This window comes from uncultured Corynebacterium sp. (assembly GCF_902782855.1).
In the GTDB taxonomy this organism is placed as follows: Bacteria; Actinomycetota; Actinomycetes; order Mycobacteriales; family Mycobacteriaceae; genus Corynebacterium.
On sequence record NZ_CACZOO010000001.1, the window covers coordinates 1 to 7,611 of the forward strand.

Here is a 7,611-nt window from a genome sequence, read left to right on the forward strand (position 1 = left end):
CCGCTGGTCGTCATCCCCGCCGGCACCGACCGCGACCTCACCTCGGTCACCCAGGCCGCGCAGGCACTGCAGTGGGCGCAGCGCTCCGGCACGCAGGTCATCCTCGGTCCCTCCCTGGTGGACGCCACCCGTGCGATCGCCGAGATGCGGCGTCATCTGCGCGGCGTCGGGTCGGTACCGGGGCAGGACGCCGTCCTGCTCATCGCGAAGACCGTCGACCCCTTCGCGGACGCCGAACTGCTGCGCCGGGTGCGCCTGGCGCGCCAGTTCTCCGAGGACCTCGAGGTCGAGGTCGCCTTTGAAGGCTCCTGGCCGAGCCCGGAGACGGCCCGCGAACGGCTGCGGCTGCTCGGGGCCCGCGAGATCGTCGAGATCCGTGCGGACCTCGCGCTGGGGGAGTCCACCGGCGGCGCTGAACCGCTGTTCCGGGCGTCCGCCCTGGCCACGGCGGTGGAGCGGGCGTCGCACACCGCGCTGCACCTGGCCCGCGACCACCACGACGACGGTATCGCCGCCGGGCTGCTCGCCGATCACGCCACCGGGTTCGCCCACTCCCACGGCGACGAAGAGCACTCGCATTCCCACTCGCACAGCCACTCGCACAGTCATTCGCACAGTCACAGTCACCACCACGAGAAGAACACGGAGTAATCATGTCCGGATCTGCCGCAGGCTACGGCACCGCACCGGGTGCCGGGATGACCATTGAGCTCAACCCGGGGCGCCGAACCACCACGCTGCGGGTGTCCAACACCGGCGACCGCGCCGTCCAGGTCGGTTCCCACTACCACTTCTTCGAGGTCAACGCCGCACTCTCCTTCGACCGGGAGAGCACCTGGGGCCTGCACCTGTCCATCCCCTCCGGCCTGGCGGTGCGGTTCGAACCCGGCGACACCCGTGAGGTCGAGCTGGTGGACTTCGGTGGACGTCGCGTCCTCCACGGCTTCGCGGGCCTGACCGAAGGGGCGCTGGATGATCCGGCGGTGAAGGCCGCCGCGTTGGAGAAGCTGCCCGCCTTCCTGGCCAGCAATGACCCGTTGAATGATGTCACCGGTGAGGAGCTGAACTGATGAGCTCGATCGACCGACACCGCTACCAGGAGATCTACGGCCCCACCACCGGGGACACCGTCCGCCTGGCGGACACCGACCTCACGGTGCGGATCACCACCGACTTCCTGGCGGACGCCTACGGTGACGAGTCCGTCTACGGCGGCGGCAAGGCCGTGCGCGACGGCATGGCCCAGGACCCCACCGCCACCTCCACCGGCGGTGCCGACGGCACAGGTGCACGCGCACTGGACACCGTCATCACCGGCGTCATCGTGCTGGACGCCGTGGCAGGCGTGGTCAAGGGCGACGTGGGCATCCGCGACGGACGCATCGTGAAGATCGGCAAGGCCGGAAACCCGAACACCCAGGACGGTGTGGACCCTGAGCTGGTCATCGGCCCGGGTACCGAGGTCATCGCCGGGGAGCACCGCGTCCTCACCGCCGGCGGCGTGGACTCCCACATCCACTACATCACCCCGCAGCAGGCCGAGCACGGCCTCGCCGGCGGCATCACCACCTTCTTCGGCGGCGGTACCGGACCTGCCGAGGGAACCCTCGGCACCACGTGCACCCCGGGCCCGGACGGTGTGCAGTTCATGTTGCGTGCCGCCGAGGGCATGCCGGTGAACACCGGCTTCCTCGGCAAGGGCTCCGGTGCGCTGCCCGAGGCCCTGGCCGAGCAGATCGTCGGCGGGGCCGCGGGCCTGAAGATCCACGAGGACTGGGGCGCCACCCCGGCGAACATCCGCAACGCCATGGACGTCTGCGACGGGTACGACGTGCAGCTCGCCATCCACACCGACACCCTCAACGAGGGTGGGTTCTTCGAATCGACCGCCCGGGCCTTCGGCGGACGCACTGTCCACACCTTCCACTCCGAGGGCGCCGGCGGCGGCCACGCCCCGGACATCCTCCGGGTCTCCGGGATGCCGAACGTGCTGCCCGCCTCGACCAACCCGACGCTGCCGTACACGGTGAACTCCGTGGAGGAGCTGCTGGACATGGTGATGGTCTGCCACCACCTGTCCCACGACATCCCCGAGGACGTCGCCTTCGCTGACTCACGGGTGCGCGCCGAGACCATCGCCGCGGAGACCGTCTTCCATGACCTGGGTCTGATCAGCATCTTCAGCTCCGATTCGCAGGCGATGGGTCGCGTCGGTGAATCCTGGCAACGGGCCTTCCAGACCGCCCACCACTGCAAGGTGGAGCTCGGCGAGCTCGAGGAGGACCGCGGCCACGGCGACGACAACGAGCGCGTCCTGCGCTACGTCGCGAAGATCACGATCAACCCGGCGATCGCCCAGGGCATCAGTGATCACATCGGCAGCATCGAACCCGGCAAGGTCGCTGACCTGGTGCTCTGGCCGGTGGAGACCTTCGGTGCGAAGCCGCGGCTGGTGCTGCGGGCCGGACGCATCGCCTACGCGGAGATGGGCGACCCGAACGCCTCGCTGGCCACCCCGCAGCCGGTGTACTACCGCGACATGTTCGCCAACTACGGCACCGCCCTGCAGGCCACCCGGGTGACCTTCATGTCCCAGGCGGGCATCGAGGCCGGCGTCCCGGAGAAACTGGGCCTGACCTCGACGGTCCTGCCGGTGCGTAACACCCGCAACATCGGCAAGAAGGACATGGTCCGCAACGACCGGGTCGCCGACATCCGCGTCGACCCGGACACCTACGAGGTCACCGTCGACGGGGTGCACGCCACGATCGCCCCGGCGCAGTCCCTGCCGCTGGCCCAGAAGTTCTTCCTGTTCTGAGGCCGCCGATGTCGTCTGCCCCGCCGTCCCTGCTCCCGTTCCTGCAGGCCATGACCTATGCCGATTCGGCGTACCCGTCGGGCCGGTACACCCTGTCCCACGGGTTGGAGGGGCTGGTGCAGGCGCACCGGGTGCGTGGGGCGGCGCAGGTGCGTGAGGCCCTGCTCGACCATCTGCGCCACACCGCCGCCCCCGGCGACGGAGTGGCGACTGCGGTCGCGGCGCTGGTCGCCGCAAACGCCGACCTCGGCACCCTGGACACCCTCGTCACCGTCGACCACGAACTCTCGGCGACGAAGGTCACCCATGAGCTGCGCCGGGCGTCCACCCGCGTCGGACGCCAGATGCTGCAGGTCACCGCCGACGTCGAGGCCCGGTTGGGGCAGGTTCCACCGCAACCGCTGGCGTCCTACGCCTCCGCCGTGGCGGCGAAGGAGACCCCCGGGAACCAGGCCGTCGTCGCCGGACTGGTCCACGCCTCCCACGGGCTGACCGCCGCGGAGGCCGTCGCCACAGAGCTGACCGGCCTCGCGGTCGGCTGGGCCGGGGCGGCGTTGCGCCTGCGCCAGTGCGACCACATCGACGCCCAGGTCGTCATCACCGCCGCCCACCCGGTCGTCGCCGAATTGGCGGTGCAGTGCACGGCGGTGGCGTCCGACCTGCTGGCGTCCTCCCGCGGTAGTGCCGGTGCGCCCGCCGACCCCACGGTCTGGCGCCTCCTCGGTCGTGCCAGTCCAGGTTCCGACCTCGCCTCCGCCGCCCACGAGACCGCCCCCGCCCGCCTGTTCATGAGCTAGACCACCCGTCCCTGCCGTAGAAAGGACCACCATGACCACTCCCCAGACCACCCCGACCCCCGACCCCGTCACCGGTTCCGGCTCCCCGCTGCGCATCGGCATCGGCGGCCCCGTCGGCTCCGGCAAGACCGCGCTGATCGAGGCGCTCGTCCCGCTCTTCGTCGAGGCAGGACGCCAGGTCGGCGTCATCACCAACGACATCTACACCCAGGAGGACGCCCTCCACGTCCGCCGTGAACTAGACGGCATCATCGACCCCGACCGGATCGTCGGCGTGGAGACCGGGTCCTGCCCGCACACCGCCGTGCGCGACGACCCGACGATGAACCTCATGGCCGCCGCGGACCTGGTGGACGAGCACCCGGAGATCGACACGATCTTCTTCGAGTCCGGCGGCGACAACCTCACCCTCACGTTCTCCCCGGCGCTGGTGGACGTCTTCGTCTTCGTCCTGGACACCGCGGAGGGACAGAAGATGCCGAAGAAGCGGGGGCCGGGCATCACCGAATCGGACATTCTCGTGATCAACAAGACCGACATCGCGCAGTACGTGCGCTGCGACATCGACATCATGAACGCGGACGCGATCGCCGTGCGCGACGGCAAGCCGGTCGTCCTCACCGACTGCCTGGCGGGTCGCGGTATCGCGGAGCTCGCGGCGGCGCTGGAGGGGTACCGGGCGTGAGCCTGCCTGCCCTGCCGCAGGACACCCGCCCTGATGTGCATCCTGATCCGCGCCCCGGTTCCCGCCTCGACCCGCGCCTTAATCCGCGCCTCGACCCGGCGGCGCTGACCCCGCCGGTGCCGTGGGAGTTCCGACGGTTTCTCGCGGACGCCACCACCGACGGGACCGACGGTGCCCGCGTCCCCACTGACGGTGTGCAACCGGTCGGACGCCCGGGCAAGGTCGGCGTCCTCGACCTGACAGTGGGCGCGGATGCGGCGTCACCGGTACGGAAAACCGGGGTGACCTCGCGGTTCGTCAAGGCGCCGATGCAGTTCACCCGACCGCTGTACATCGACAACGGTGGGCAGGGCGACCCGGCCACCCCCGGTGATCCGGGCACTTCCGGTGATCCGGGAGAGGCCTTCATCTACGTCCGGTCCACCGGTGGTGGGCTGGCGCAGAACGACCGGATCCGGCAGCGGATCCGGCTGACCGCCGGGGCCCGGGCCACGGTCACCACCCCGGCGGGCACGCCGGTGCACCGGATGAACGCGGGGTGTGCGACCCAGTGGATCAGCCTGGACGTGGGGGAGGAGGCGGTGTGCGAGTACCTGCCGGGGCAGAACACCCTCTTCGCCGGGTCGCGGTTACTACAGGTCACGGAGGTGTCCTTGGCTGATTCGGCGACGCTGCTCACCGCGGACGTGATCCTCACCGGACGCCTGGCCCGCGGTGAACGCGACCTCTTCGATGCACTCGGTCAGTGCTGGCGGGTGGAGCGTGCCGGGCGTCCGCTGCTCTCGGACACCTTGTGCGTGATCGGGGCGGGGCAGGGGCGTTCCGAGATGCTGCTGTCGCGGTGGCCGGTGTGGGGCACGGTGCTCATCGTTCCGCCGGTGGGGTGGGGCGGTGCTGCGGTGAAGGAACTGCTGGTCGAGGTGCGTGCGCTGCTCGCAGGACTGGTCGCCGAGGCAGGTCGCGCAGGATCCGGCTCAGCTCCCGTCGGCACAGTGGTCCCCGGTCTCACCGCTGCAGCGTCCACCATGGTCGGGGATGCCGGGATCACCGTGCGTGCGGCGGGGGAGGACCCGGTCGCGGTCCGGGCGGTGGTGGATGCCGCCTACGATCTGGCGCGGCGTCGCGTCCTCGGTCGGCCTGCGGTCGACCTGCGCCGGATGTGAGGCTGTCACCCTGTCGGCACACCACCCCGTCGGCATACCGGGGTGTCGGCCACCACGCCGCCGGCATCGTGGGACCTGAGGTCGGTGTCGCAGGGCCGGAACCAGCCTCTGATCCCACGATGCCGACTCCCCTCATGGGACGACAGGGCCGGGGTCAGTACTTCCAGGGGTTGACCAGTGGAACCCCGGTGGGAGTGAAGTCCCGGGTGTTGCGCGTGGCCACGGTCAACCCGTGCACCAGCGCGGTCGCGGCGATCAGGGCGTCCCTCTCCGGTGCGGGATCCGGGATGTGGAGTGATGCGGTTCTCACGGCGGTGTCGACATCGACCTCGAGAGTGCGGGACGTGAAGACGTCCATCACATCATCGTCGAGCCACTGGCGGAGCCGACGGCCCTGAACCGGATCACGGCGTTCCATACGCCGGACACCCAGTTCGAGTTCCAGCACCGTGATGACGCTGATGTAGAGATCTGCAGGTCGCTGCGCGGCAATCCAGCGGCGGACGGAGGGATCTGCCCGGCGTGGGGACTTCCGGATCTCTCTGAGCACGTTGGTGTCGAGCAGATATCTCACAGTTCCGGAACCTTCAGTCCGAGAGAGACGGGGGCAGGGTCGAAGTCGATGTCATCGGCATCCTCGTCGCCCATGCTGAGACGGGCGAGGAGATCTTCGGTGTCCCCGGTGAGGTCCCGGTAATCGTCGATGGTCATGAGGACGTAGGCGGGGCGGCCCCGGTCGGTGATGATCAGGGGCTCGGCGTCCGCCGACCTTTTGGCTGAGCTGACGTCCTGGTTGAACGTGCGGGAGGGCATCGTGGTCATGGTTTCCACCTCCTTGATGTAGGACCAATGCTACAACGTGGGGAGAAGATGTGGAACGGTCAGCATCATGGACTGAATGTAAAGGATCATGTACATTGTGACATGTGAACGGTACAGTGAAGATGGCGGACGGCGCGGACGGGACCACCAACATGGTCCGTCGCTGGCGGCGCTGGGAGGAGCTCTCCCAGGCGGAGCTGGCGTCCCGCGTCGGCGTCTCCCGGCAGACCATCGCGAACGTCGAGAAGGGGAACTGCTCACCGTCGGTGCACCTCGCGCTGGCGATCTGCCGTGAGCTGGGCCGCACCGTGGAACAGATCTTCGGTGACGAACAGGAACAGGAGCAGTGACCATGAACTACGGAGACACCTATGTTCGCCGTGTGGCGGATTCGGTGGTAATGCGGTACATGTCAAGCCCCGGTTTTGTAGAGGGTCGTTTGTCTGTTGATCAGGCCGCGACGACCTTCGAGTCCGCCAGCGACTGCCCGTAGGAAACCGCTCGGTACTGCACTCCGCGATCCGAGTGGTGGATCAGCCCGGACACGTCCTGACCCGCCCGAAGACGGGTGGACAAGGCCATGTCGAGGGCATCACGGGCCAACGAGGCCCGCAGGTGGTTGGTGACCTGCCAACCGACGATCTCGCGGGTGGCCGCATCCAGGACGAATGCGGCGTACACCCACCCAGCACGAGTCGGGATATAGGTGATGTCTTCACCCGTCGGCGGAGCCCGCGGATGCTCTCACGGACCATGAGCCGTTCCACGGTGCAGCGGGCAACGTGGCCGAAAGCTCCTTCGCGGTTGATCTCAGCCCACAGTTTCCTCGCGCCGTATTTCCTCGCGCCGTATCAAGAGTAGTTGTCGGCGTAGATGCGGTGCAGGGCCGCAGCCACCTGGTTGTCCCTAACGGACCGGGCGGAAGGAGGACGGCTTCTGGCTGCGTAGTAGGTGCTCACGGCGATGCGGGCGTGTGTGTCTGCCAGGACCCGGATGATCGGCTCGACTCCGTATCGAGCACGGTTGCCGTCGATGAAATCGACGACTACTTGTGTGGGTAGCTCGAGCTCCGCCGCGAAGAAAGCCGAGGCCTTCCTCAGGATCTCGTTGGCCCGCTGTGATTCGGCGAGTTCTTTACGCAGCCTGCGGTTTTCCGCTTCCAGGTCCACCGACTCCGTCGGGGTGGCGGCGCCGGATTCCTTGTGTTCGCGGACCCAGATCCGCAGGGTTTCGCGGGAGAGGTTGAGTTCGTCGGCGATGCGGGAGACCGCGCCGCGGGCGGTGTCGGGGTCTGCTTGTGCGTGCAGGCATGGCGTCGAACTACCA

11 protein-coding genes and 1 pseudogene are annotated in these 7,611 nt (G+C 68.6%); 7 read left to right on the forward strand and 5 right to left on the reverse strand.

Annotation, left to right across the window (positions count from 1 at the left end; genetic code table 11):
- The 6 genes from QZV72_RS00005 to QZV72_RS00030 form a co-directional block, all read left to right on the forward strand.
- The coding region (locus QZV72_RS00005; RefSeq protein WP_297003850.1) for a hypothetical protein at positions 1 to 651 on the forward strand (651 nt) is incomplete at its 5' end.
- A gap of 2 nt (positions 652 to 653) precedes the next feature.
- Entirely contained in the window at positions 654 to 1,070 is a 417-nt protein-coding gene (locus tag QZV72_RS00010; RefSeq protein ID WP_297003851.1) for an urease subunit beta, read from the forward strand.
- Complete coding sequence (gene ureC / locus QZV72_RS00015; protein ID WP_297003852.1) at positions 1,070 to 2,818, forward strand: urease subunit alpha; 1,749 nt, start codon at positions 1,070 to 1,072, stop codon at positions 2,816 to 2,818. The genes QZV72_RS00010 and ureC overlap by 1 nt, the downstream gene beginning before the upstream one ends.
- Before the next feature lie 8 nt (positions 2,819 to 2,826).
- Positions 2,827 to 3,615 carry an urease accessory protein UreF gene (locus tag QZV72_RS00020; protein ID WP_297003853.1) on the forward strand — a complete coding sequence of 263 codons (789 nt, stop codon included), beginning with the start codon at positions 2,827 to 2,829 and terminating at the stop codon, positions 3,613 to 3,615.
- A gap of 31 nt (positions 3,616 to 3,646) precedes the next feature.
- Complete coding sequence (gene ureG, locus QZV72_RS00025; RefSeq protein WP_297003854.1) at positions 3,647 to 4,300, forward strand: urease accessory protein UreG; 654 nt, start codon at positions 3,647 to 3,649, stop codon at positions 4,298 to 4,300.
- Positions 4,297 to 5,463 (forward strand): urease accessory protein UreD, encoded by a 1,167-nt coding sequence (locus QZV72_RS00030; protein ID WP_297003855.1) that lies wholly within the window; start codon positions 4,297 to 4,299, stop codon positions 5,461 to 5,463. Before ureG ends, QZV72_RS00030 begins: the two co-directional genes overlap by 4 nt.
- Before the next feature lie 154 nt (positions 5,464 to 5,617).
- On the opposite strand, the gene QZV72_RS00035 is transcribed toward QZV72_RS00030, so the two are convergent.
- The gene (locus tag QZV72_RS00035; RefSeq protein WP_297003856.1) at positions 5,618 to 6,037 is read right to left on the reverse strand and encodes a type II toxin-antitoxin system VapC family toxin; all 420 of its coding nucleotides are present in this window, start codon (positions 6,035 to 6,037) and stop codon (positions 5,618 to 5,620) included.
- Positions 6,034 to 6,285, reverse strand: a complete 252-nt coding sequence (locus QZV72_RS00040; protein WP_297003857.1) for a type II toxin-antitoxin system Phd/YefM family antitoxin — start codon at positions 6,283 to 6,285, stop codon at positions 6,034 to 6,036. The genes QZV72_RS00035 and QZV72_RS00040 overlap by 4 nt, the downstream gene beginning before the upstream one ends.
- Positions 6,286 to 6,407: 122 nt before the next feature.
- Here QZV72_RS00040 and QZV72_RS00045 point away from each other — a divergent pair, with 122 nt between their 5' ends.
- Complete coding sequence (locus tag QZV72_RS00045) at positions 6,408 to 6,635, forward strand: helix-turn-helix transcriptional regulator (RefSeq protein WP_297003859.1); 228 nt, start codon at positions 6,408 to 6,410, stop codon at positions 6,633 to 6,635.
- Positions 6,636 to 6,735: 100 nt separating this feature from the next.
- Here the strand turns inward: QZV72_RS00045 and QZV72_RS00050 are convergent, their stop codons facing one another.
- The 3 genes and pseudogenes from QZV72_RS00050 to QZV72_RS00055 form a co-directional block, all read right to left on the reverse strand.
- A complete protein-coding gene (locus tag QZV72_RS00050) occupies positions 6,736 to 6,996 on the reverse strand; it encodes a DDE-type integrase/transposase/recombinase (RefSeq protein WP_367119075.1) in 261 nt (86 codons plus the stop codon).
- A gap of 20 nt (positions 6,997 to 7,016) precedes the next feature.
- Positions 7,017 to 7,115 (reverse strand): annotated as a pseudogene (locus tag QZV72_RS14850) (IS3 family transposase); the annotation flags it as partial.
- A 21-nt stretch (positions 7,116 to 7,136) separates the two neighbouring features.
- Positions 7,137 to 7,611 (reverse strand): transposase (locus tag QZV72_RS00055; protein WP_297003858.1); only part of this gene is annotated, 475 nt, incomplete at its 5' end.